This window comes from Glutamicibacter sp. 2E12 (assembly GCF_050030965.1).
Lineage (GTDB): Bacteria > Actinomycetota > Actinomycetes > Actinomycetales > Micrococcaceae > Glutamicibacter.
This window is the reverse complement of sequence record NZ_CP188297.1, coordinates 1041999-1065112: the sequence shown is the minus strand read 5'-3', so window position 1 is coordinate 1065112 and position 23114 is coordinate 1041999. Positions and strand designations below refer to the sequence as shown.

The window sequence follows — 23114 nt, the reverse complement described above, 5'->3', positions numbered from 1 at the left end:
GTTACTTGCAAGTTGCCAATGTTACGAGGAAACTAGAGGTGTGAGTACGGCGCAGGACGGTAAAAGCACCTCGGATTCCAACATCGAGTTGCCCAAGATCGTCCTCAACGAATGCTCGGCGTCCATGGCCTCCAAGCCGAATTATGAGTGATTTGTAATCCGATTTTGGGAGTTATTGACGGGAAACCCAACTGCTGAACGTGGACGAAGGCCGCGAACAGCGCAAGCAAAACCCGAAGCATGAGCGCCAAACCACTTGGCCTTCGCACTAAAAGAGGAAAAGATTATGTCGGCTGGTTCCGGATACGTCCACGTTTCAATTCGCAATGCGCAGAACCGCGCAGCAGCTGCGCAGCGTTCAGCTTCTGGCAGCTATGCACCAGCGGGTTACCGTCCGCTGCGCGCGGTTTCCAATGTTCATGAAACACGTGATGCATCGCATCAGCCGGCTAGCACTCCAGTGCAGTCAACAGGCCAGCCAAGCGCCGACACCTCCGCACGCGGCTTCGTGCTCTACGTGGGCCTGGATGAAACTGCCGCCCAGGCGCAGGGCACCTCGCTGGGCAAGCTGGCCACCCAGGTCCGCGCCTTCCTGGCCACCTTGTCGCCGCAAGCGCAGACCCATGCCGCCGTGGCACTGGCTCCAACTAGCGCCCAGGGTGAGCCCATCGATGTAGTTCGCCAGGCTTTGGGCGATCCGACGATTTCCCGCCGGCCACGCGCTGAAGCCCGTCCATCCACCCCGCGCCCATCTGGCGTGCTGATCGACCTCTCGCGCCGCGAAGTCTACCTGGATGGCGAAACCCTGAACCTGACCTTCAAGGAATTCGAGCTGCTGAACTTCCTCGTGGAAAACGGCACCCGCACCGTAGGCCGCGAAGAGCTGCTGGAAAACCTGTGGCGCAATGCCGAAGAAGTCCCTAACGAACGCACCATCGACGTGCATATCCGTCGTCTGCGTTCCAAGCTGGGACGCCTGGCCAATACCGTGCGCACCGTACGTGGCCAGGGCTACCGCTTCTACGAGCACCCAGAAGTTGTTGTCTGGGCAGCTCCGGAATACTCCATCTAGCATCAGCTGGCAGCAGTGGCGGGCAAACCGGGTTCGGTTTGCCCGCCACTGCTGTCTTAAGCTGGAACAATGAACACCATGCATTCCCGCAAGCTCATGCTGATGCGCCACGCCAAAGCCGACTACCCGCTGGGCGTCGCGGATCACGACCGGCCGCTGGCGGCCCGCGGGCACCGCGAAGCCCCGGCCGCCGGAGCCTGGCTTGTGGAGAATGGCCTGATACCGGACTACATCATCTGCTCCGACGCGCTGCGTGCGCGCTCCACCTGCGCCTGGGTGCTTTCCGAACTCGGCGAGAAGGGCCCGACCCCCTATGTCGATTCGCGCATTTTCACCGCAGGAGTCTCGCAGCTGTGCTCCATCATCAATGAAGTTCCCGATACGGTCAGCAACCTGCTGGTGATCGGGCACCAGCCGGTGCTCCAGGAATTGGCGCTGCGCTTGGCGGCAATGGACTCGGATGAAGAAGCCGTTTACGAGCTGGCGATGAACTATCCGACCCTGGGAACCACGGTGTTGGAAACCAAGCATCCGTACTCGCACCTGGATGCCCGTGATGCGCGCGTCACGCATTTCACCGCACCGCGGCCCGCATGAGAGAAGTCTCATCAAGTTTTTTCTAATGCACTAGTCAGCCCGTAAATAAGCGGTGATCTGCCTTTATGAGAAGCAGATGATAGGCCTCTCATCGAATACACCTCGCCGCCTCATGAACCGTTCACTTTCAGTTAACCATTGCTCGTTTCACTGGGAATCGTTGGCAGCACGGCCAGCACCGGCAAACCGCAACGGCGGGCCGGAAACACTGAAAGAGGAATAGGCAGATGGCCATCATCGCAGAATCACTTCCAACGCAGACCCCCGCAGCGCGCAATGAAGTGCAGCAGCAGATCGATGCACAGCGCGCCCGCACCATCCGCGCTGCCTACACCACCCGCTTCGTTGCAGCCGAGCTGCAGCGCAATCCGCAGGATTTCGAGATCGTGCGCCGCGCAAACATGGTGCCGCGTGCCGGCGACGTCGTCATCGCGACTGTGACCGAGCTAGGCAAGCACACGCACCTGCAGTCCCCGGTTTCCCGACGCCAGCTGATGTTCGTCGGACAGGAAATCATGGTCGCCTACGGCCACCGCTACGCACCAGACCAGTTCCTGGCCCATGTGCCGGATAACCTGGGTCCATGCCAGCTGGTTGCAGGCGGCGGTGTCGCCAGCGAAGTCATCGAACAGCACGCCTCGATCGATATGGCGACACAGCTGCAGCCCGCAGGCCTGCTGATGCGCCACGGCAAGGTCGTGAACCTGGTGGACTTCGCTCCACTGGGCATCGAGAACGCATCGCCGCGCGCAGCGCAGGTTGCCGCGCCGCGCCCGCCGGTGATCGCAGTGCTGGGCACCTCGATGAACTCCGGCAAGTCCACCACCCTGGGATGCCTGGTCAACGGACTGGTCAACTCCGGCATGGAAGTTGCCGCAGGCAAGGCCACCGGCACGGGTGCCGGCAATGATCCGAACCTGTTCACCGATGCCGGCGCCTTCAGCGTCTGCGACTTCACCGACTTCGGCTTCCCAACCACCTACCGCTTGGACTACGAAACCGTGCGCGACCTGCTGGTGGCGATGATCCGCGAGCAAAGCGCCACCGGCGCAGACGCAGTGGTCATCGAGATCGCCGACGGGCTGTTCCAGGGCGAAACTTCCCGCTTGCTGCGCGACCCGATTTTCGCCGAGCATGTAGACCGCGTGCTGTTCAGCGCCCAGGACGCCTTGGGCGCCCAGGCCGGAGAGCGAATCCTGCGCGAAGCAGGCCTGGATGTTGCCGCGGTTTCCGGGGTGCTCACGGCCTCCCCGCTGGCCGCGATGGAAGCCCAGGCGCAGCTGTCCACCCCGGTCATCGGGACCTTCGACCTGTGCCAGGCAGAGGTTGCCGCCGCCCTGCTGCCAACCCGCTAGGAGCCAAGATGCTGGACCAGAAGATCGCCGTTGAGCAGCCGGCGCAGCCTGGGCGCCTGCCGGCGCTGGTAGCGCCGGGGCGGCGGATGCTGCTGGCCGGATTGCTCAGCCTGGGCATTCTCGCCGGCTTGCTCTCGATTGCCATCGGCTGGCTGATCGGACAGCTTTCGGCCCGCATCAGCTGGGCAGCTCTTGGCGCGGTCCTGGGCTTGGTGGGATGCTTCTTCCTGGCCAAGTACGCTGAACGGGTGCTGGCCGAGAAGCTCGGCCAGCATTATGTGGCCCAGCTGCGCCGCGGGCTGGTCACGCACGCTTTGCGCAGTGCACGCGGTCCGTCCATGGGCATCACCATCGCCCGTTCCACCAACGACCTGTCCTCGATCCGCAACTGGATTGTGCAGGGCATGGTCCCGCTGGTCGCCGGCTTGCCATTGCTGATTGTCAGCGGTGCGGGCCTGTGGTTCCTGCATCCGCTCCTGGCCCTGAGCTTGGCCGCGACCCTGGTGCTCGAGGGCGTCCTGCTGGCGGCCTTGGCCGGGGGTACTTTCCTGAGCGCCAGGACCTTGCGCCGGCACCGTGGGAGCCTGGCCTCGCGCATTGCCGATACCGTCGCGGCGCGGACAGCTATTGCGGCCGGCGGCGGCGTGGAACGTGAAGTGCAAAGGGTGCAGGACTCCTCGCAGAAGGTGATCGATGCTTCGGTGCATCGCGCCCGGTTCGCCGCCGCCCTGCGTGGCGGGGCGCTGGCCATTCCGCTGCTGGGTACCGCGCTGGTTGTGGCAGCGGCCTCGATGGCGCAGCTTCCGCCAGCTGCCGTGGCGACCGCCCTGACGCTGATGGGAATTTGCGCAGGAACCCTGGGCGAGTGGGGCCGCGTGGTGGAGTACCGGCAGAATTACAAGGCGGGCCGGCGAATCATCGCGCCGCTGCTGGCCGAGCAGGAACGCTGGCGGGCCCGCGAAGAATCTTCGGCAAGCACCCGCGATGCCAAGGAGCTGATGCTCCAGCCTTCCTCGGTGCGCATCCAGGTGCCCGCAGGGATGGCCGACCAGTTTTCCACCCTGCGGGCACAGCCCGGGGAGCGAATTGCGCTGCGTGGAAGCCAGGGCCAATGCGCGGCGCTGCTTTCGGCCATTGCTACCGGCGCCCTGGTGCACGGCGCCGACCCGCAGGCCGGAGTCTGGATCGCCGAGGGGCGCAGCGAGGATCTGCCTGCTGCCGGCCGCCGCAAGCTCGTGGGCTCCGCGTTGGAATCCATGGTTCCCGAGCGCGGAAGCGTCGCCCGTGCGCTGCGGTATCGCCATCCGGGCGCTTCGCTGCGCAAGGCCGTGGCGCTGGCTGAAACCTGCGGTTTGAAGATGGCCGATTTGCCCGGTGGAGCGGAAGCCCGCTTGCGCCGGGGCGGCGAACCGCTTAGTTCCGGGCAGCAAGCATCGTTGCTGGTGGCACGGGCGCTGTTGCGCGAACCGCCCTTGCTGGTGGTCGATTCGCTGCTGACCCGCTTGCCCGATGGAGCCTACGGCGACGTGGCCGAACTGCTCAACGGCTATCCCGGGGTGCTGCTCTTCAGCGCCGGACTGCCTGGCATCAGGGAAACCGCCAGCTGGGACGCGCAGGCCTAGGAGCCGGCCGCCGGACGGGTAGCGCGAAGCCCATCCACGGTGAGCAGCACGGCGCGCACCGTTTGCCCGCGATCCAGGCCGGTCTGCCCCGAGGCGCGCATCCGGGCGGTAAACAAGGCGGCACCGAAAATACTGGTGGCTACCGAGAGCTTCTGGTCGGGCTCGAGCACGACCAGGCGTTCGAGCACCTCGATGATCAGCCCGGTCACCTGCGTGTGCAGCGGGGTGCTGGCGAACGCAGTGGCGGTGTCCGCGCTCAGCTGCTCCTGCATCCACAGATGGGCAAAGGAGGGGTAGCTGGCGACGAAGTCCATGGAGAATTCCACCATCTGCCTCAGCGCAAGGTAGGGGTCTTCCCCGGAGGCCGCACGTGCCAGTTCGCCCATGAGCTTGTGCGCGCCGTAGCTGAGGATCTGGCTGACCAGCTCGTCTTTGGAACCGAAATTGTAGTAGACCGTGCCCTTGGAAACGCCGGCCGCGGCCGCGATCTCGTCCACCGAGACGGACTCGGGGGAGCGCGAACCGAGCAGCTGCATGGCCGCTTCGAAGAGCTTCTCCTTCGAATCCGTGGCCCGCACACGGCGGCGTTGGCCCGTTGGCGTTGTCATTCTTTCAGCTCCGGTTGCAGTGTTTTCAAGCTCCAGGTCTTGTTCTTGCGTACCGCAAGCATACTCAAGACTAGTCCAATGGCGGTGTAGAGCAGCAACGAACCGGTAACCGATGGCAGCACTCCCAGATCCGCGCCGTACATCAGGTGGCGCATGCCGATCACCACATTGCTCATGGGCAGGATCCGGTGCAGCAGGTGCAGCGAATCAGGCAAGGTCTCCCAGGGGAAGGTGCCGCCTGAGGTGACCAGCTGCAGGACCATCAGTACCAGCACCACGAACTTTCCAGCGGTGCCCAGCAGCGCGAAGCACCCCTGGATCAGCGCACTGAAGCATAGGGCAGAACCGGCCAGCAAAGCCCAGATCAGCCACGGGTGGGCGGCATGCAGTCCCAGCCCGAATCGCACCACCGCGTAGAGCAGGCTGGTTTGCAGCACTGCGATGGCCGCGAAGGGCAACCAGCCGCCGATGGAAATTTTCCAGTTGCTGCCGTTGGAAGCCAGCGCGCGCTTGGTCATCGGGCGCATCACCTGGGTCAGGATCAGCACGCCGATAAAGGTCGCCAGGGTCATGAAGAAGGGGGCAAGGCCTTCGCCATAAGCCTGCGCTTCGGCCTGCTTGCTATTGGAGACAGCTACCGGATTGCCCATGACTTCGGCCAGTTGCCCGCTGGTGGACTCATCGGGGTTCGGCACCTTCCCGGTGCCGTCCTCCAGGCCGGCGGCCAATTCATCTGAACCGTCTTGCAGTTCTTCGGTGCCGTCCGAGAGCTCGCCGACTCCATCGGAGAGCTGCACCAGTCCGTTGTGCAGGGCTCCGGTGCCGGCGAGCAGCGTGCCGGCACCCTGATCCAGTTGGCTTGCGCCATCAGCCGCGTCGGTGGCGCCATTCAATGCGGACTGCTGGCCCTCGGCCAGGGTCTTTGCCCCGGTATAGGCTTCGGCGGCGCCGGAGGCGAGCTTCGCCGAGCCTTGGGCTGCCGAGCCGATGCCCTTCGCGAGTGCAGGCATGGCGTCATCCAACGCCTTGGTGCCATCCGCGAGGGTGCCCAGGCCGGTGGCCAGCTGCTGGTTTCCTTCGGCTACCTGCGCCGATCCGTCGGCGAGGGTGTGCAGCTGCGTTTGCAGGGTAGATAACTCGGTATTGACCTGGGTCACTTTGGTATCCAAGGCATTGCCGAGCGTAGAATTCTGCACGCTTTGGCTGACCGTGCTCTGGATGGAATCAGCCTGGTTCTGGGTGAGCACGCCACTGCTGACCAACTCGTCCAGGCGCTGCTGCGTATCTTCCTTGACGCTATCCAGCTGCGTTTTCGTGTTGGCCTGCAGCTGGTCGATTACCGCGATGGCCTCATCTGCCGTGCTGGCCAGCTGCTGGTTGCCGTCTGCGACCTGCTGTGAACCGGCAGCAAGCTGGTCGGCGGCTTCTTTCGCGCTGGCGGCGCCTTGATCCAGCTTCGAGACGGAACCGGGCAGCGCTTTGGTCTGCGTCTTCAAGGTGTGCAGACCGTCGCTCAGCTCTTTGCTGCCGTCGGCCAGCTGCGCGGTGCCGTCGGCCAGTTCGGCGCTGCCGTCGCGCAGCCGGGTTTGGCCGTCGACCAGTTGGCCCAACCCTCCCGACAGGTCGGCGGTGCCATTCTTCAGGGTCTTGGTGCCCGAGTTCAGCTCGGTGCTGCCATCGACGAGCTTGGTGGTGCCATCGGCCAAGGTGACCACGCCATCGCCCAGTCGCAGGGTGCCATCGTAGAGCTTCCCGGCGCCGTCTGCGGCTTCGCCCATCGAATCGTGGATGTCCACGAATCCGGCGATCATCGCCGAAGCCGTTTCGGTTCCCACTTCCTGGGCGACCGAGGTGCGCACCGTGGTAGCCAGCGTTTTGGCGAAGTTGGAAACCATGAAGTTATTGGCATCGTTGGTCAGCAGCTCGATATTGGCCTGTTCGGCATCATCGAAATCGCCCGGCGAGACCAGGGCCGAGGAAAAGTCCTCGGGCAGGATCAGCGCAAAGGCGTACTGGCCGGTGGCGACGGCCTGCTCGGCTTCCGCCTTGGAATCCACGTGCGCCCAGCTGAAGGTGCCGTCGTCTTCCAATTCCTCGACGACGTCGTCGCCGACTCGGGTTTTCTCGCCGTCCTGTTCGGCGCCTTCATCCAGATTGACCACGGCGGCCGTGACCTTGTCGAGGTTTCCCTGGGGGTCCCAGTTGGCGTAGAGGTAGAGCGCGCCATAGAGCAGCGGAACGCAGGTGACCGCGATGAGCGCCAGTTTGGGCAAGGTGCCGCGGCTCATCCGCTTGAGCTCGGAGAGGGCAAGTCGCAAAGTTGTCATGGGCTATTCCTTTGCTTCGCACTGAACAGCGTCAGCAAGTTCGTCGGCTGGGAGGAAGAAATCGTGGTTGTCCGCGATGCCCTCGGCCATGGCCAGGTGATCCAGGCCCAGATCGAGTTCGCCTTGGATGAACCCGGTGGATGGATCGGGCAGTGGGAGCACTGCTGGTTCCGGGTCGGCGGCCTGCCCGGTTTGCGGCTGCCAGCACTGGGGCAGCCGGCTGACGATAGCCAGGACTGCGAATTCCCGATGCGAGGAAGCGAAGTTCTCCAGGGTCTCGAGCCAATGCTCGTCTTCCAGATCGTGCCGGTCCGGTGAATCGACGATGAGCAATTCAAGACGGGGATTCTCGGCAGCCAGCAGGAGCTGGAGCTCGAAGAGGCGGCCCGGATCGATGGCATCGCTCCAGCAGCTGGCGATATCGTCGAATCCATGCTGCGCCATCCACTTCCTGGCGCCGGGCTTGCGCCAGCTTGGCCCCGGGATCAGCCCCAGATCTTCTGCGACAAGATCGCAAACCTTCAAGTGGGATTCGGGTTCATTGATCCCCGGCGAATCGACCAGAGCGCTGTGCTTGCGCAGGGTTCGCAGCTTCGGATCCGCATTCCACACCACCGTCCCGGAGCTGGGTGCCATGCGTCCGCTCAGTACAAGGGCCAGCGCGGTCCGGGAAATCTGCGGCTCGGATACCAGCAGCTGCAGTTCACCTCTTTGCAGTTGCACGGAGGTGGGCCCCACGAGCTGGTCGTGGCGTCCCTTGACGGTAATGGAATCTGCGGTAAGCACAGTTAAAGACTAATTGAACTGACCAGTCAGTTCAATTAGTGAAAAGGTTCCTTTAATCACTACTGGACGTAAAGCGTTTGATGACCTTTGATGGTTGTTGGGTACGTCACGAAAAAGCGGGGCAGAGTTCAGGTGCAGTTAATCGGGCTTTGCTTACCTTGGAACCAGGCCCATGCACGCGGCAGGGCCGCCGCTGCTTGAATATCTACCTAGGGAAAAACATGATCAATAGACGTCCCACTCGCATCGCTGCCGCGGTGCTGGGAACCGCGCTTGCGGTTTCGAGCTTCTCGGCGGCGCACGCCGATACTGCCGAAATCACCCCCATCGAACAGATCCAGGGGACCGGCGACAGCTCACCCATGGCTGGCCAGGACGCAACTGTGCGCGGTGTTGTCACCGGAGCCTACGCCGACGGCGGATTCCGCGGTTTCTATCTGCAGAGCGCTGGCAGCGGCGTAGATGCCTCGGGCCAGGCGAGCTCGGCGATCTTCGTGTACGCGCCGGACGAGGTTTCCTCGGTGAGCGTCGGCGACCATGTCCAGGTTTCTGGCGAAGTGTCCGAATACTATGGCTTGACCCAGCTCAAGGCCGGCAGCGTCGAGGTGCTCGATGAACCGGCGCAGGGCGTCAAGCCGCTGGCGATTTCACTGCCGAACAGCGATGCCGAGCGCGAGCGCTTTGAATCCATGCTGATCGAGCCGCAGGGCGAGTTCACCGTCTCGGACAATTACTCGCTGAACCAGTACGGCGAGCTGAGCCTGGCCATGGGCACCAGCGAGATCCTGCCCGGCGAACGGCTGCTGCGCCAGCCAACCGATGTCTTCAAGCCGGGCAGTGCCCAGGCCAAGGCTCTCGCGGCGGAAAACGAGCAGCGCTCGATCGTGGTCGATGACGGGGCCACGCTGAACTTCTCCACCAGCAAGAACAAGCAGATCGCCCTGCCGTACATCGACGCGCAGCAGCGCGTCACCGTGGGCGCTGACGCATCCTTCATCGCACCGGTCATTTTGGACTACCGCTACGATATGTGGCGTTTGCAGCCGCAGGGCCAGGTGGTCGGCGCCGATGATGCCGATATCGCCGTGAACTTCGAGCAGGTCGACAACGACGCTCCGCAAGAGGTGGGCGGCAATGTCAGCGTTGGCAGCTTCAACGTGCTGAACTACTTCACCACTACCGGCGACATGCTCGATGGGTGCTCGTACTACACCGACCGCGAGGGCAATCCAATCAATGTCCGCGGTGGTTGCGATGCGCGCGGCGCGGCGACCGCTGAAAGCTTTGAGCGCCAGCAGTCCAAGATCGTTGCCGCACTGGGCAAGTTCACCGCAGACGTGGTGGTCCTGGAAGAAATCGAGAACTCGGCACGCTTCGGACAGAACCGCGATGCCGCCCTGGCTCACTTGGTCAACGAGTTGAACCAGGAAGCTGGCCAGAAGGTTTGGAGCTATGTCCCGACCCCGTCCGTTGTGCCCGCTGACGAAGATGTTATCCGCACCGCGATCATCTACCGCGACAAGGCCGTGAAGCCCATCGACGAGTCGGTCATCCTCGACGATCCAGCATTCGTGAACGCCCGGGATCCATTGGCCCAGGCTTTCCAGCGTGTTGGCGGAAACCAGAACACCCGCTTCCTGGTCGTTGCCAACCACTTCAAGTCCAAGGGCTCGGATCCTGCTGATGGATCGGGCAATGCCGACAGCGGCGATGGCCAGGGCGCTTGGAACGAAGCCCGTGTCGGCCAAGCGGAAGCGCTGGTTGGCTTCGCGGACGAGCTGAAGAAATCGCGCAATACCGACCAGGTGCTGCTGGCGGGGGATTTCAACTCCTATTCGGCTGAAGATCCGATGCAGGTTCTGGTTGAAGCCGGGTACGTGGACCTGCGCGCCGCAGCCGATTCCCAGAGCTACCTCTACGACGGCTTGGTGGGCTCGCTGGACCACATCTTCGCTTCGGAGAAGCTGGCGGGCAAGGTGACTGGAGAAGACATCTGGAACATCAACGCCCTTGAATCCGTGGGCTACGAATACAGCCGCTACAACAACAACATCACTAACCTGTTCGCGGCTGACCAGTACCGTTCCTCGGATCACGACCCGGTGCTCGTCGGACTGCAGCTGGATAAGAAAAACTGACTTTTCCCGCCTGCGCGGTGGCCGGGCGCTCTTCTTCCCTGAAGAACGCCTGGCCACCTTCTTTTAACCCGCTTTGGGGAACCCAAAGGGGTGCTGGCTGCGGGGCGGAGAATTCTTTGGGGGAAAAGGCTTGACAGAAAACTTCCATCGTGGAGAATTGTTGGAGAAGATTTGTGAGAGCGCTCACAAAATGTTTGGCAGAGTCGCTTTCATCGTTTCAGGCATCCAGGAAATCGCAGGAATTTTCTTTTTTGCCGTATTTTGAGAGCGCTCTCAAACTTGTTGGCGCTCGCCCGCTCGCACGATTCATATCCGAAATGGAGTCACCGTGAAACCCTCACGCAAATCCCCACTGGCACTGGCCACGGCCGTTGCCGGAAGCATCGCCCTGGTAGCAACCGGCTGCGCAGCCGACGCAAGCAAGGATGCCCAGCCGGCCTCGGCTGATAACCCGGTCACGCTGACCGTGACGACCTTCGGCACCCAGGGACTGGACCCGCTGTACGAGAAGTACCAGAAGGAAAACCCTGGAATCACCATCGAGGCCACCAACATCGACACCGGTGGCAACGCGTTGACCGACTGGAAGACCAAGCAGGCTGCGGGTGCCGGCCTGCCAGATGTCCAAGCAGTGGAAGAAGGCTGGCTGGGCCAGGTGATGTCGGTTGCAGATTCCTTCACCGATCTGCGCGAGTTCGGTGCCAATGAGGTAGCGGGGGATTGGGTTGACTGGAAGGTCAAGCAGGCCACCGACCCAGAAGGCCGCGTCATTGGCTACGGTACGGACATTGGGCCGATGGGCATCTGCTTCAATGCCAAGCTGTTCAAGGACGCTGGCATGCCCAGCGAGCGCGAAGAAGTTGCCGAGTTGCTCGGTGGCGACGACGCAACCTGGGAAGACTTCTTCAAGGCAGGCAACGAGTATGTGAAGAAGACCGACAAGGCCTTCTACGACCAGTCCGGTTTCGTCTGGAATTCCATGGTCAATCAGCTCGACGAGGGCTACTACAAGGCTGACGGATCACTGAATATCGAGGGCAACGCCGAACTGCGCGAGCGCTGGGACCTGCTCTCCGATGCTGCGTCCAAGGGGCTGTCGGCCAACCAGACCCAGTGGGACTGGGGCAAGGGCCAGGCCTTCGTTGACGGTTCCTTCGCCGTCATGCCTTGCCCGGGCTGGATGCTTGGCACGGTCAAGGGCCAGGTTGAGGGTGCCGGCGGAGACTCCAGCGCAGGCTGGGACTTCGCAGATGTCTTCCCGGGCGGCGCGGCCAACTGGGGCGGCTCGTTCCTGACCGTGCCGACCACCTCCGAGCACCCGGCCGAGGCTGCGAAGCTCGCCCAGTACCTGACCAGCGCATCGTCGCAGGCGACCTCATTCGAGGAAGCCGGCACGTTCCCTTCGAACCTGGAAGCGCAGAAGTCCGAGGCAGTGACCGGCGCGAATGAGATGAGCGAATTCTTCAATAACGCACCGGTGGGCGAAATCCTGGGCAACCGCGCCAACGGCGTCCAGGCCCAGTACAAGGGCCCGCAGGATTCGGTGATCCAGGAGCAGGTCTTCGGCCCGGCTATCAAGGCGATCGATGCTGGCAGCGACAGCGAGACCGCCTGGAACAAGGCCCTCTCGACCCTGCAGGAACTGGAAATCAAGTAATCCCGTAGCCCGCTTCGAATCCAGGCAAGGGCCGCGGCACGCAACGAGGTTGCGGCCCATGCCTGGACAGCTACTGCAGCAGGAAAGATGCCACTGATGAGCACCACAACACACGATGCCCCGGAACAAGACCGGGACGCCAGCGCGCCCAGTCCGCAGCCCCAGCGTTGGAACAAGGGGAACAATGCTCCGGCCGGGGATACGCCGGCCGAGACCAGGGACGAGCGCAGGACGCGCCGCCGGCACCTTCGCGGGCGGTGGGATTTCAAGTACTCCCCATACCTCTACATCTCGCCATTCTTCATCCTCTTCGGCCTGGTGGGCCTGTTCCCCCTGATCTACACGTTCGTCGTCTCGATCAATGACTGGGATCTGCTCGGCGGAGCAGGAGCCTGGATCGGCCTGGAAAACTACAAAGCCGAACTGACCTCTCCGCTGTTCTGGAATTCCCTGTTCAATACCTTCAGCATCTTCCTGCTTTCGGCCATCCCGCAATTGGTGATCGCGACGTTCATCGCGGCCATGCTGGACCAGAACATCCGCGCCAAGACCTTCTGGCGCATGAGCGTGCTGGTTCCCTACGTGGTCACGCCGGTGGCCGTCACACTGATTTTCTCCTCGGCATTCGACGAGCAGTATGGCGTGCTGAACAACCTGCTGGCCGCCGTGAATATCGACCCGATCGCGTGGAAGACCGAGGTCTTCCCGTCGCATATGGCTATTGCGACCATGGTGAACTGGCGCTGGACCGGCTACAACGCGCTGATCCTGCTGGCAGCCATGCAGGCGGTGCCACGCGAACTGCATGAATCGGCGGCCATCGACGGCGCCGGCGTGATCCGCCGCTTCTTCTCGATTACCTTGCCCAGCATCCGCCCCACGATGATCTTCGTGATCATCACTGCCACCATCGGCGGCCTGCAGATCTTCACCGAACCCAAGCTGTTCAACCCCAGCAGCTCGGTTCCAGGCGGCCCGGACCGCCAGTACCAGACCACGGTGCTCTACCTCTGGGACCTGGCCTTCAATCGCGGGGACTTCGGACGCGCCTCGGCCGTGGCCTGGATCCTCTTCCTGATCATCATCGTGATCGGCGTGATCAATTTCCTGATCTCCGGATCCATCGCTTCCTCGGCCGACAAGAAGGGCGCCGGCAACACTGGCCGAACCCGAGCGGCACGTCGGGCAGCTGCCCGAGCCCAAGCCAAAGCAGCAAAGCCGGCCAACGGAACGCAGAGCGGAAGTGCAGCAAATGAGTAATGCAACAGTGGAACGCCCCGCGCGCCAGGTCCGTGCGCCCCAGCGCCGCGGCAAGAACTTCTCCATGGACCGCCGTCCTGGCTTCCTCACCTACGGAATCCTGCTGGCCTTCCTCATTGGCAGCACCTACCCGCTGTGGTATTCGTTCGTCATCGGTTCCTCCACCGGTGCGGTGTTCGCCTCGGCGTACCCGCCGCTGCTGCCTGGCGGCCAGTTCTGGACCAATGTCGCCGAAGTCCTGGACTCCGTCGATTTCTGGGCGGCCCTGGGCAACAGCATCATCGTCTCCTCGGTAATCACCTTCTCGGTGGTTTCCTTCTCCACCCTGGCAGGCTACGCTTTCGCCAAATTGCGCTTCCGCGGACGCCAGGGCCTGCTGGTCTTCGTGATCGCGACCTTGGCCGTGCCCACCCAGCTGGGCATCATCCCGATGTTCATGATGATGAAGCAATTCGGCTGGACCGGCTCGCTGGGAGCCATCATCATCCCGACCCTGGTCACTGCCTTCGGCGTATTCTTCATGCGCCAGTACCTGGTGGAGAACATCCCCGATGAACTGATCGAGGCCGCCCGCGTGGATGGCGCCTCCATGATCGGCACCTTCTGGCATGTCGGGGTTCCAGCGGCTCGCCCGGCGATGGCGATCCTGTCGCTGTTCACCTTCATGACCGCCTGGACCGACTACCTGTGGCCCATGCTGGTGGCACCGCAGAACCCAACCTTGCAGGTGGCGTTGAGCCAACTGCAGTCTGCCCGATACGTTGACTACACCATCGTGATGACCGGGGCCCTGCTGGCCACGATCCCGCTGCTGGTGCTCTTCATACTTGCAGGCAAACAACTTGTATCCGGAATTATGGCAGGAGCTGTAAAGGGCTAATGATGAACCACCTATCCCAAAAATTCGCGTGGCCTAAGGAATTCTTGTGGGGCTCGGCTACGGCAGCAGCCCAGATCGAAGGCGCTGGCCATTCCTACGGCAAGGAAGATTCGGTCTGGGACGCCTTCGCCCGGAAGCAAGGGGCCATCGCAGGAGGTGAGAACCTCGAAGTCGCAGTGGACCACTACCACCGCTACCGCGAAGATGTGCAGCTCATGCGCGAACTGGGCCTGGACTCCTACCGGTTCTCCACCAGCTGGGCTCGCGTGGTCCCCGGGGGCCGCACCGTGAACCCCGAAGGCCTGGATTTCTACTCCCGGCTGGTCGACGAGCTGCTGGAGAATGGCATCCTGCCGTGGCTGACGCTCTACCACTGGGATCTGCCGCAGGCATTGGAAGAGCGCGGTGGCTGGACCAACCGCGAGACCTCCTACAAATTCCTCGAATACGCGGAGGCTGTGCATGAAAAGCTCGGTGACCGCGTGAAGCACTGGACGACATTCAACGAACCGCTGTGCTCTTCGCTGATTGGCTACGCCGCCGGCGAGCATGCCCCGGGACGCCAAGAACCTCAAGCCGCGCTGGCAGCGGTGCACCACCAGCATCTGGCCCACGGGTTGGCCACCGCCCGACTGCGCGAACTGGGCGCGGAGCATATCGGCATCACGCTGAACCTGACCAACGCGGTCCCGAATAATCCCGGCGATCCGGTGGATCTGGAAGCAGCGCGCCGCGTCGACGCATTGTGGAACCGCATGTACCTGGACCCTGTCCTGCGCGGTTCCTACCCCGAAGACCTGCTTGAAGACGTCCAGGGTTTGGGGCTGGCTGAAGTCATTGAAGCAGGAGACCTGGAGATCATCTCGCAGCCAATCGACTTCTTGGGCGTGAACCACTACCACGATGACAACGTTTCAGGCCATCCGCTGCCCGCCGGCCAGCCGCAGCCCGTGGTGCCTACCGATTCGCCGAAGTCTTCGCCTTTTGTCGGCAGCGAGTATGTGACCTTCCCGGCACGCGACCTGCCGCGCACGGCCATGGGCTGGGAAGTGAATCCCGAAGGGCTGCGCGTGCTGTTGAACCGGTTGAACCAGGACTACGCTAACCTTCCGTCGCTGTACATCACGGAGAACGGCGCTTCCTACACCGATACGGTGACGGAGGCCGGAACCGTTGAAGATCCCGAACGCGAGGAATACATCCTCAACCACCTTGATGCTGTGGCCCGCGCGATAGAAGACGGCGTGGATGTCCGCGGCTACTTTGTCTGGTCTTTGCTGGACAATTTCGAATGGGCTTGGGGCTACGCGAAGCGCTTTGGCATTATCCACGTCGATTACCAGACCCAGGTGCGAACGATTAAGAATAGTGGCAAGGCCTACGCAGGGTTGATTGCCGCAAACCGTACAATGGCATAACACCTGAGCATGATGGTCCGCAGCCTGCCGATGGTGCTGCGGACCATCATCGTGTTTCACCGACGGACTACTTCAAGGCACCTGGATAAAGATCATGATCATGCACGAAGCGCGGAGCCCGAAACCGACCCTCGAGTTGGTGGCAGAACGCGCAGGTGTCTCACGGGCCACGGTCTCCCGTGTAGTGAACGGATCGGATCGGGTGAAGCCAGGGGCTCGCAAGGCTGTTGAATTGGCGATCCGCGAACTGAACTACGTGCCTAACCGTGCCGCCCGTTCGCTGGCGCAGGGCCGGACCAATTCCATCGCCTTGGTGGTTCCCGAGAACACCGCGAAGTTCTTCGCAGACCCGTACTTCGCCAAGGTCGTCCAGGGCGCTGCCCAGTACCTGGCCGATACCGAATTCATGCTCACCTTGCTGCTGTCCACCGAAGCGGATCCGGTGAAAACCACCCGTTACCTGCAAGGCAGCAATGTTGATGGCGCACTGGTGCTTTCGCACCACGCGGATGACCGTTCCTATGCGGATCTCGGAACTGTGTTGCCCATGGTTTATGGCGGACGCACCATGAGCACCGATCAAAAGGACATCTATGTTGTCGATATCGACAACATCGCCGCCGCCAGGCAAGCGACTGAGGTCATCCTTGGCCAGGGACGCACCAAGCTGGCAATTATTGCCGGGCCACAGGACATGGGCGCGGGACTGGACCGTTTGGTGGGATTCAAGCAGGCAGTTGAACGCGCGGGCCTGGAGCCTGCGGCTATTGAGATCGGCGACTTCACCCCGGCTAGCGGACGGCGCATCATGCAGCAGCTGCTGGACGCGGATGTTGCGGTAGACGGCCTGTTTGCCGCCAGTGCCCAGATGGGCTTCGGAGCTTTGCAGGCCCTAGGGGAAGCTGGTGTGAAAGTGCCGGAGGACATTTCGGTAACGTCCGTTGATGATGACTCTTTCGCGCGAAGCTCGACACCGCCGTTGACGACCATTGCGCAGAACCCGGAGCGCCAGGGCGAAATCATGGCGGAACTGTTGATCAAACGCATCAACGGAGAACAGGTACCCGAGTGGAGCATCATGGACACGAAATTGGTGTTGCGCGCTTCGCACTAGTCTGTTGCGGCACCGCTGCCGTTCCCCGCCGGGATTTAACAAAAAAATTCCCACTCGATCGAGTGGGAATTTTCAGTTGGTGCGCCCAAAGGGATTCGAACCCCTGACCTTCTGTTCCGTAGACAGACGCTCTATCCAGCTGAGCTATGGGCGCATATTCATTTATTAGCCGTCTTGACGACTTGAATAACTTTACACGAGATTTCCGGGGAGCAAGAACCAAAACAGCAAAAAGTGCCGTGATTCACAAAATAACTAGTCGACTACGGAATCACTGGGATTGGAAGCCGAATGATCGTGCAAGATCGCTTGGTAGAGGTTGTGGTTCTGCCAGCGTCCTTCGATCTCCAGATAGTTCGGCGCCATGCCAATTCGGACGAAGCCGTTCTTTTCAAGAACGCGCTGCGAGCCGTAATTGTGGGGGAGCGTACTGGCTTCCAGCCGGTGCAAGCCCAGATCGTTGAGCGCCACCGTGCGCAAGGTGGCCACGGCTCGGGAAGCCAAGCCCCGCCCGGTGTATTCATGATCGATCCAGTAGCCCAGGCTGGCGCTTTGGAATGCGCCACGGGCCACTCCGCTGATATTAAAGCGTCCGATGAGCGCATCCCGTTCGAAGAGCCCGAAGGGAAAGGCCAATCCGCTTCGGCGAGCTTCTGAGGCGGCTGCGAGGTGTGCCGCTTGCCGCGTCTCGGTGAAGAATTCTGCGGGGCGAGCCGGCTCCCAGGGCTCCAAGTGCTGTCGATTGCGCTGGTAGGACTCAGCGACTTGCTTTGCGTCGGCGACTTCCAGCAGGCGCAGGCTGAGCTGGCCGCCTAGAGCAAGCTGTGTCATCGGGCAATCCTTTGGGGGAAACAAAAAATTCCCACTCGAGCGAGTGGGAATTTTTCAGTTGGTGCGCCCAAAGGGATTCGAACCCCTGACCTTCTGTTCCGTAGACAGACGCTCTATCCAGCTGAGCTATGGGCGCATATTCTTTTGTGTGGCTTGTTCTCACGAACCTCGAATAACTATACAGGTCGATTTCGCGCTGTACAAATCGACGGGCAAAGCTAGTGGGTCCAGATGAACATAAGGTTATGTGAAGACGGTGAAAGGGTACCGGTCTACGTGACCTTCGTCACATAATCGAGTCAATTCGTTTAGACCAACCCCCGGAATTTCGGGAATTTTTTCCTTCTGGTCCTCCGGGTTTCACTTTCATGAGGTTTCGATCACACGGCGCTGGAGTTGAGCACCTAATAGCCTTGATTTATTGCAAGTTCAGCCCAATGGAGGGAATGGATAATGAGCACGAGCTCGGATCAGAACGTTATCAGCGCAGCACCTACTTCGCACGAGAAGTTGGCATCCTGGGTTGAGGAAGTTGCCGCACTGACGAAGCCGGATCGTGTTTATTGGGTTGATGGGTCAGCTGAAGAAAATGATCGCCTGACTGCCGAGCTGGTTGAAGCCGGCACCTTGGTCAAGCTGACCGATCCGAACTTCCCTAACTCTTACGCTGGTTTCTCGGACCCCAAGGATGTGGCCCGAGTCGAAGAGCGCACCTTCATCTGCTCCGAAAAGGAAGAAGATGCAGGCTTCACCAATAATTGGGAAGACCCAACCAAGATGAAGTCCATGCTCAGCGGCCTGTTCGATGGCTCGATGCGCGGACGCACCATGTACGTCATCCCATTCGTCATGGGCCCGCTGAACGCGGAAGTGCCTGCCTACGGCGTGGAGATCACCGATTCCGCCTACGTCGTTGCCTCGATGCGCATCATGGCCAAGATCGGCAATGAAGTACTGCGCAAGATGGAAGCCGAGGACGCTTTCTTCGTTCCAGCGCTGCACTCGGTAGGTGCACCCCTGGAGCCGGGCCAGGAAGATGTTGCCTGGCCATGCAACGAAGACAAGTGGATCGTGCACTTCCCCGAAGAGCGCGCCATCATGTCCTACGGTTCGGGCTACGGCGGCAACGCGCTGCTGGGCAAGAAGTGCTACTCGCTGCGCATCGCCTCGGCGATGGCCCGCGATGAAGGCTGGCTCGCAGAGCACATGCTCATCCTGAAGCTGACCAGCCCGCAGAACAAGTCGTACCATATTGCCGCGGCATTCCCGTCGGCCTGCGGCAAGACCAACCTGGCGCTGCTGGATCCAACCATTGAAGGCTGGAAGACTGAGACCCTGGGCGATGACATCAACTGGATGCGCATCGGCAAGGACGGCGAGCTGCGCGGCGTTAACCCCGAATACGGCCTGTTCGGCGTGGCGCCAGGCACCGGCTGGTCCACCAACCCGAACGCGATGCGCGCCATCTCCAAGGGCAACAACATCTTCACCAATGTTGCGCTGACCGATGACGGTGGCGTCTGGTGGGAGGGCATGACCGACGAGGCTCCTGCGCACCTGACCGACTGGTTGGGCAACGACTGGACTCCTGAATCCGGTCGTCCGGCAGCGCACCCTAATTCGCGCTTCTGCACCCCGATCGACCAGGTCGACATGCTTTCCGAGGACTACTACTCGCCTAACGGCGTGAAGATCGATGCGATCCTCTTCGGCGGCCGCCGCAAGACCACCATTCCGCTGGTGACCGAAGCCCGCAGCTGGACCAACGGCATCTTCATGGGTTCGACCCTTTCCTCCGAGACCACCGCAGCCGCTGCAGGTGCGACCGGAGTGATTCGCCGTGACCCGATGGCGATGCTGCCATTCATCGGCTACAACGCAGGCGACTACCTGAACCACTGGGACAAGATCTCGAACAAGCTCAACCCAGAGCAGATGCCGAAGATCTTCTTGGTGAACTGGTTCCGCCGCACGGCTGACGGTGGCTTCGCGTGGCCAGGGTTCGGCGACAATTCGCGTGTGCTCAAGTGGGCTGTCGAGCGTATCGAAGGCACCGCGGACGCCCGGGAAACCATCATCGGAAACGTCCCGACCGGCGAGTCCCTGGATTTGGCTGGCCTTGAAGGGTTCACCCCAGCCGACGTTGAAGCGGCAGTAGCTGTCAACAAGGATGAATGGGCTACCGAAGTCGAGGCCATCGAAGAGTGGTACGCCAAGTTCGGCGATGCGCTGCCGGCTTCGCTGCGTGCAGAGCTCGACGGCTTGAAGGATCGCCTGAACGCGTAGTTGACTAGGATCTCCAGCAGATCCGCACATGAGAACGCCCCGGTGACTGGAATTCCAGTCACCGGGGCGTTCTCATGCGCCACGGAGGAATTGTCACAATCCGGGTACAGTTTCCACACGCCGGGGCAAAGTGGGTGCAAAATCAACTATTTATGAAAAGATTGCTCTATGGTTTTGGCACGATTGATTCTCGGGCTGCTGTGCTTGTCGCCCATGACTGGCTACGAGCTCAAGAAGCACTTTGACTCCTCTATTAACCACTTCTGGAACGCAGACAAGGCGCAGATCTATCGCACTTTGGCGCAGCTGGTGGACAAGGGGTATGCCACCGTGCGCACCGTCGCGCAGTCGAATTACCCTGACCGCCAGGAGCACCACATCACGGAAACCGGACGTGCGGCACTGGCCCAGTGGCTTTCTGCTGGTGCGGTGCAGTCTCCCGAGCGTGATCCCTTCATGGGGCAGGTGTTCTTCGCCGCCGAACTCGAACGCGATGATATCCAGAGCTTGCTGGAGGAACGCCGCCAAGCCACGCAGTTCATCCTCGATGACTACCTCTCCCAGCGCGAAGGCATTGACATGCGAGCCGCTGCGGACCGTCGCAGCTTCCTGATGGCTGCCACACTTGACCATGCAATCCGACAACAAGCCGCGGAGCTGGAATGGCTCGACGCGGTATTGGAGTACTTGCCATGACTGCAGCCAAAGACCAGAACAAGACCCCTGCAAGCGGTGCCGGGCGCGATGCCACCGATTATCCGGAAGTGCATCCCGGGCGGCATCATGATGGGCAACGGTCGATGAAGACCCTGGTCTTCCTCCACGGCGGAAACGTCGGCAACTGGAGCTGGGACCCGCAGGTTCTGGCCTTTGGCGACTGCAACATCCTGACGCTGCACCTGCCGGCCTTTGGCGCCCGGTTCGAGGAGACCTGGGATGGCCTGGAATCCGCCGCCGATGATGTCGCAGCCTTGATCGCCGACGAGGTTTCCGAAGGCGGCGTGCACCTGGTTGGCATTTCCCTGGGCGGAGTGATTGCTTTGCACGTGGCCGCCCGGCATCCGGAGCTCGTTGACTCCGTGCTGATTACCGGCACTCCGGTGACCGGTGTGGGCCAGGCGGCCCGGGCTTTCCAGCGGATGCAGCTCAAGCTCATTGGCAGCGAGTGGTTCTGGCGTTTCCAGGCTGGTGCCTACGGAATGGTGGATGATGAGCGCGAGCTGTTCACCGAGCACGGCGTGAAGCTCAAAGCCGAGAACATGCGGGCCATCATGGACGAGATGGACCCGGGGGGATTGCCGCAGAAGCTCGGCTCCTACCGGGGCCCGGTACTGGCCCTCGCTGGAGCCAAGGAGCCGAAAGTTGTGCAGAAATCCTTTGACGCGCTGCGCGCAAGGCTCCCGCAGGTGATCACGCGCGTGGTTCCGGGCATGCACCACCAATGGAATATCGAGAACCCGATCCTGTTCAACTCGGTGCTGCGCAAGTGGATTTCCGATGCGGGCCTGCACCAGATCCTAGTTGATCCGCAGGCTGCGAAGCCGGCACCCGGCGCGAAAGCAACACCGGTGGAACAAGCCGCTGAAGCGCCGGCGAATCAGGACCTGGAAGCCGGGGAGCCAGCGCCGCCAGCTCAAGAAGCCGGGCAGAAGAAGCCTGGCAGGTTCGCCGGGAAAATCGATCCTCGAAAGCTGGACCCGAAAAAGTTCGATTTGAAGAAGAAGGCACCGAAACAGGGCGGCAAGCCGGATCCTCCTGCGGATACCGGAAAATAAAGGCAAAAAAAGTGCTGCAGGCGGATTCCCCATGGATCCACCTGCAGCACGGCTCTGTCACCAAGAAGCTAGGCGGCGAGCCATACATCCGGGCCGAAGACTTCGTAGTGGATACGCTCGGCCGGGATGCCGGCTTCCAGCGCCTGGTTGCGCATTGCATGCATGAATGGCAGCGGGCCGCACAAGTAGACCTGGGCATTCCCGGTCAGTGCGCCGGCGAGATCCATGTAGCCGGACGTGGCGTTCAGCCCCTCCGGCAATTCCCCGCGTTCGAACCAGGTGCCGATGGTGGCTTCTGGCAGCTTGCCGATGGATTCGAGCATCTGCTCGCGCAATGGCCAGGCGGTGGCCGTCTGGTCTGCGTGCAGCACGGTGACCTTGCGGGTGGAGCCGCGTGCGGCCAGGGTTTGCAATGCGGCCGCACTCGGGGTGCAGCCGATTCCGGCGGTGGCGATCACCAGTGGCGAGCCATCGTCATCGATGACCAGGTCGCCATACGGATTCGATAGTTCCACCACGTCGCCGAGCTTCAGGCCATGGTGGATCACCGGGGAGAATTCGCCGTTCACATCCAGTTTGACCGTGACGGTGCGGCGGTCGGTTCGCTCGATGTCGCCGCTCAAGGTGTACTGGCGAACCTGGCGCAGGCCGTCGGCCATCGGCATGCGGACCGAAACGAATTGGCCCGGCTTGGCGACGGTGGCAGGGGTCCGGTCAGCTGGCTCGAAGCTGAAGCAGACCGAATCAACGCCGGTTTCGATGCGCTCGACAAGCTTCCACGGGGTGTAGATCTCGGCGTTGGCCTGCTGCGCGTACAAGCCTTTCTCGATCTTGACCAGCGCGTGGGCCATCAGCCAGTAGACCTCGGTCCAGGCCTCGGCGATCTGCGGAGTCAGCGCCTCGCCCAGGTCTTCGGCGATGGCGTCGAAGAGGTGCTTGTAGACGATGGGGTACTGCTCCTCGGCGACACCGAGGGAAGCGTGCTTGTGGGCTACGCGCGCGAGCATGGTTTCCGGGGTGGTGCCCGGGTACTTGACCAAGTAGGTTGCGAAGACTGCGATGGATCCCGCCAAGGCCTGCTGCTGGGTGCCGTTCTTCTGGTTCGAACGGGAGAAGATTCCGTCGAGCAGTTCCGGGTGCGCGGTGAACAGGCGGTTGTAGAAGTTCGGGGTAATGCTGGAAATGCGCTCTGCGATGATTGGCAACGTGGCTTCAACGACCGGGAAGGACTTCGTGGACAGCATCGGGTCTCCTTGACGTAGGCGATAACTTGTATTACAGATACAAGATTTATGATTCATTTCTACGCCTAGTAGAAAAGGATTGCAAATCCACCGGCCGGTATTCGTAACAGAAATCGGCGATGCGACCCCCGGGGGGACGCAGGG

The 23114-nt window shown here is 61.7% G+C and carries 18 protein-coding genes and 2 tRNA genes; 13 read left to right on the top strand and 7 right to left on the bottom strand.

From position 1 onward, the window contains the following. The first annotated feature begins 286 nt into the window (after positions 1-286). The 4 genes from ACP3TE_RS04850 (at position 287) to ACP3TE_RS04835 (ending at position 4646) form a co-directional block, all read left to right on the top strand. Positions 287-1072, top strand: a complete 786-nt coding sequence (locus ACP3TE_RS04850) for a winged helix-turn-helix domain-containing protein (protein WP_105658819.1) — start codon at positions 287-289, stop codon at positions 1070-1072. A 69-nt stretch (positions 1073-1141) separates the two neighbouring features. Continuing rightward, a complete protein-coding gene (locus ACP3TE_RS04845) occupies positions 1142-1669 on the top strand; it encodes a SixA phosphatase family protein (protein WP_105658818.1) in 528 nt (175 codons plus the stop codon). 227 nt (positions 1670-1896) lie between these two features. Further along, complete coding sequence (locus ACP3TE_RS04840) at positions 1897-3024, top strand: DUF1611 domain-containing protein (RefSeq protein WP_426735561.1); 1128 nt, start codon at positions 1897-1899, stop codon at positions 3022-3024. An 8-nt stretch (positions 3025-3032) separates the two neighbouring features. Beyond that, a complete protein-coding gene (locus ACP3TE_RS04835; protein WP_105658816.1) occupies positions 3033-4646 on the top strand; it encodes an ABC transporter transmembrane domain-containing protein in 1614 nt (537 codons plus the stop codon). On the opposite strand, the gene ACP3TE_RS04830 is transcribed toward ACP3TE_RS04835, so the two are convergent. The 3 genes from ACP3TE_RS04830 to ACP3TE_RS04820 are packed head-to-tail and all read right to left on the bottom strand — an operon-like array spanning position 4643 to position 8367. Continuing rightward, positions 4643-5254 (bottom strand): TetR/AcrR family transcriptional regulator, encoded by a 612-nt coding sequence (locus ACP3TE_RS04830; protein ID WP_105658815.1) that lies wholly within the window; start codon positions 5252-5254, stop codon positions 4643-4645. The two genes, ACP3TE_RS04835 and ACP3TE_RS04830, sit on opposite strands and share 4 nt — an antisense overlap. After that, on the bottom strand, positions 5251-7581 hold the full coding sequence (locus ACP3TE_RS04825; RefSeq protein WP_426735559.1) for a YhgE/Pip family protein: 2331 nt from the start codon (positions 7579-7581) through the stop codon (positions 5251-5253). The genes ACP3TE_RS04830 and ACP3TE_RS04825 overlap by 4 nt, the downstream gene beginning before the upstream one ends. Positions 7582-7584: 3 nt before the next feature. Further along, positions 7585-8367, bottom strand: a complete 783-nt coding sequence (locus ACP3TE_RS04820) for an ABC transporter ATP-binding protein (protein ID WP_105658813.1) — start codon at positions 8365-8367, stop codon at positions 7585-7587. A gap of 221 nt (positions 8368-8588) precedes the next feature. Between ACP3TE_RS04820 and ACP3TE_RS04815 the strand changes: the two genes are divergently transcribed. The 6 genes from ACP3TE_RS04815 (at position 8589) to ACP3TE_RS04790 (ending at position 16834) form a co-directional block, all read left to right on the top strand. Beyond that, positions 8589-10505 carry an ExeM/NucH family extracellular endonuclease gene (locus tag ACP3TE_RS04815; protein ID WP_426735557.1) on the top strand — a complete coding sequence of 639 codons (1917 nt, stop codon included), beginning with the start codon at positions 8589-8591 and terminating at the stop codon, positions 10503-10505. Positions 10506-10833: 328 nt separating this feature from the next. Continuing rightward, on the top strand, positions 10834-12162 hold the full coding sequence (locus ACP3TE_RS04810) for an ABC transporter substrate-binding protein (protein WP_388024335.1): 1329 nt from the start codon (positions 10834-10836) through the stop codon (positions 12160-12162). Positions 12163-12258: 96 nt separating this feature from the next. Further along, positions 12259-13422 (top strand): carbohydrate ABC transporter permease, encoded by a 1164-nt coding sequence (locus ACP3TE_RS04805; RefSeq protein WP_400342927.1) that lies wholly within the window; start codon positions 12259-12261, stop codon positions 13420-13422. Next, the gene (locus tag ACP3TE_RS04800; RefSeq protein ID WP_041648380.1) at positions 13415-14302 is read left to right on the top strand and encodes a carbohydrate ABC transporter permease; all 888 of its coding nucleotides are present in this window, start codon (positions 13415-13417) and stop codon (positions 14300-14302) included. The genes ACP3TE_RS04805 and ACP3TE_RS04800 overlap by 8 nt, the downstream gene beginning before the upstream one ends. Then, positions 14302-15720, top strand: coding sequence for a GH1 family beta-glucosidase (locus ACP3TE_RS04795; protein ID WP_426735554.1), 1419 nt, complete (start codon positions 14302-14304; stop codon positions 15718-15720). The genes ACP3TE_RS04800 and ACP3TE_RS04795 overlap by 1 nt, the downstream gene beginning before the upstream one ends. Positions 15721-15820: 100 nt before the next feature. Beyond that, positions 15821-16834, top strand: coding sequence for a LacI family DNA-binding transcriptional regulator (locus ACP3TE_RS04790; protein WP_286134377.1), 1014 nt, complete (start codon positions 15821-15823; stop codon positions 16832-16834). A 77-nt stretch (positions 16835-16911) separates the two neighbouring features. Here the strand turns inward: ACP3TE_RS04790 and ACP3TE_RS04785 are convergent. From ACP3TE_RS04785 to ACP3TE_RS04775, 3 genes are all read right to left on the bottom strand, one after another. Then, a tRNA-Arg gene (locus ACP3TE_RS04785) sits at positions 16912-16988 on the bottom strand. 101 nt (positions 16989-17089) lie between these two features. After that, on the bottom strand, positions 17090-17665 hold the full coding sequence (locus ACP3TE_RS04780; protein WP_332488285.1) for a GNAT family N-acetyltransferase: 576 nt from the start codon (positions 17663-17665) through the stop codon (positions 17090-17092). 59 nt (positions 17666-17724) lie between these two features. Then, positions 17725-17801 (bottom strand) — tRNA-Arg (locus tag ACP3TE_RS04775). A 317-nt stretch (positions 17802-18118) separates the two neighbouring features. On the opposite strand from ACP3TE_RS04775, the gene ACP3TE_RS04770 reads away from it, so the two are divergent. The 3 genes from ACP3TE_RS04770 to ACP3TE_RS04760 all read left to right on the top strand — a co-directional run bounded on the left by ACP3TE_RS04770 (position 18119) and on the right by ACP3TE_RS04760 (position 21726). Next, the gene (locus ACP3TE_RS04770) at positions 18119-19951 is read left to right on the top strand and encodes a phosphoenolpyruvate carboxykinase (GTP) (protein ID WP_105658807.1); all 1833 of its coding nucleotides are present in this window, start codon (positions 18119-18121) and stop codon (positions 19949-19951) included. A 168-nt stretch (positions 19952-20119) separates the two neighbouring features. Next, on the top strand, positions 20120-20647 hold the full coding sequence (locus tag ACP3TE_RS04765) for a PadR family transcriptional regulator (RefSeq protein ID WP_105658806.1): 528 nt from the start codon (positions 20120-20122) through the stop codon (positions 20645-20647). Beyond that, positions 20644-21726 (top strand): alpha/beta fold hydrolase, encoded by a 1083-nt coding sequence (locus ACP3TE_RS04760; protein WP_426735551.1) that lies wholly within the window; start codon positions 20644-20646, stop codon positions 21724-21726. The genes ACP3TE_RS04765 and ACP3TE_RS04760 overlap by 4 nt, the downstream gene beginning before the upstream one ends. A gap of 68 nt (positions 21727-21794) precedes the next feature. Here ACP3TE_RS04760 and ACP3TE_RS04755 read toward each other — a convergent pair whose 3' ends face one another. Next, complete coding sequence (locus ACP3TE_RS04755; protein WP_426735550.1) at positions 21795-22970, bottom strand: globin domain-containing protein; 1176 nt, start codon at positions 22968-22970, stop codon at positions 21795-21797. Positions 22971-23114 lie beyond the last annotated feature (144 nt).

Coding starts and splice junctions, on each gene's coding strand:
- ACP3TE_RS04850 (WP_105658819.1), top strand. CDS start 287: ATGTCGGCTGGTTCCGGATACGTCCACGTTTCAATTCGCAATGCGCAG.
- ACP3TE_RS04845 (WP_105658818.1), top strand. CDS start 1,142: ATGAACACCATGCATTCCCGCAAGCTCATGCTGATGCGCCACGCCAAA.
- ACP3TE_RS04840 (WP_426735561.1), top strand. CDS start 1,897: ATGGCCATCATCGCAGAATCACTTCCAACGCAGACCCCCGCAGCGCGC.
- ACP3TE_RS04835 (WP_105658816.1), top strand. CDS start 3,033: ATGCTGGACCAGAAGATCGCCGTTGAGCAGCCGGCGCAGCCTGGGCGC.
- ACP3TE_RS04830 (WP_105658815.1), bottom strand. CDS start 5,254: ATGACAACGCCAACGGGCCAACGCCGCCGTGTGCGGGCCACGGATTCG.
- ACP3TE_RS04825 (WP_426735559.1), bottom strand. CDS start 7,581: ATGACAACTTTGCGACTTGCCCTCTCCGAGCTCAAGCGGATGAGCCGC.
- ACP3TE_RS04815 (WP_426735557.1), top strand. CDS start 8,589: ATGATCAATAGACGTCCCACTCGCATCGCTGCCGCGGTGCTGGGAACC.
- ACP3TE_RS04805 (WP_400342927.1), top strand. CDS start 12,259: ATGAGCACCACAACACACGATGCCCCGGAACAAGACCGGGACGCCAGC.
- ACP3TE_RS04800 (WP_041648380.1), top strand. CDS start 13,415: ATGAGTAATGCAACAGTGGAACGCCCCGCGCGCCAGGTCCGTGCGCCC.
- ACP3TE_RS04795 (WP_426735554.1), top strand. CDS start 14,302: ATGATGAACCACCTATCCCAAAAATTCGCGTGGCCTAAGGAATTCTTG.
- ACP3TE_RS04790 (WP_286134377.1), top strand. CDS start 15,821: ATGCACGAAGCGCGGAGCCCGAAACCGACCCTCGAGTTGGTGGCAGAA.
- ACP3TE_RS04780 (WP_332488285.1), bottom strand. CDS start 17,665: ATGACACAGCTTGCTCTAGGCGGCCAGCTCAGCCTGCGCCTGCTGGAA.
- ACP3TE_RS04770 (WP_105658807.1), top strand. CDS start 18,119: ATGAGCACGAGCTCGGATCAGAACGTTATCAGCGCAGCACCTACTTCG.
- ACP3TE_RS04765 (WP_105658806.1), top strand. CDS start 20,120: ATGGTTTTGGCACGATTGATTCTCGGGCTGCTGTGCTTGTCGCCCATG.
- ACP3TE_RS04760 (WP_426735551.1), top strand. CDS start 20,644: ATGACTGCAGCCAAAGACCAGAACAAGACCCCTGCAAGCGGTGCCGGG.
- ACP3TE_RS04755 (WP_426735550.1), bottom strand. CDS start 22,970: ATGCTGTCCACGAAGTCCTTCCCGGTCGTTGAAGCCACGTTGCCAATC.